Raw genomic sequence first — 258 nt, 5'->3', positions numbered from 1 at the left:
GACCCAGACCACGCCACCGGCCAGCAGCACCGCGGCGCCCAAGGGCACCTGGAGCGCCGGCAGCACCCCGCCCGCGGCCAGGCCGAGCTCGAGCGCGACGAGCGCCAGCGACGTCCACTGCGCCTCGGAGAGCCCGCGCCAGTAGCGCCGGCCCGGGTCCCCGCGCAGCTCCTCCAGGCCGAAGCGCAGCACGGCGTAGGCGGCGACGTAGAGCCCGGCGGCGGTGCCGGCCGCCGTGCCGGCGAGCACGAGCGCGCC

Annotated in this window: 1 protein-coding gene; it reads right to left on the bottom strand. The window is 79.8% G+C overall.

Annotation, left to right across the window (positions count from 1 at the left end; all coding sequences use genetic code 11):
- On the bottom strand, positions 1-258 hold a 258-nt coding region (locus tag ACP7FG_RS13075; protein ID WP_439226638.1), incomplete at both ends, for a prolipoprotein diacylglyceryl transferase family protein.

It is taken from the genome of Idiomarina sp. ST10R2A5, from assembly GCF_051842325.1.
In the GTDB taxonomy this organism is placed as follows: domain Bacteria; phylum Pseudomonadota; class Gammaproteobacteria; order Enterobacterales; family Alteromonadaceae; genus Idiomarina; species Idiomarina abyssalis.
Note: the sequence above shows the minus strand (reverse complement) of the source record. Positions and strands in the feature narration are given on the sequence as shown.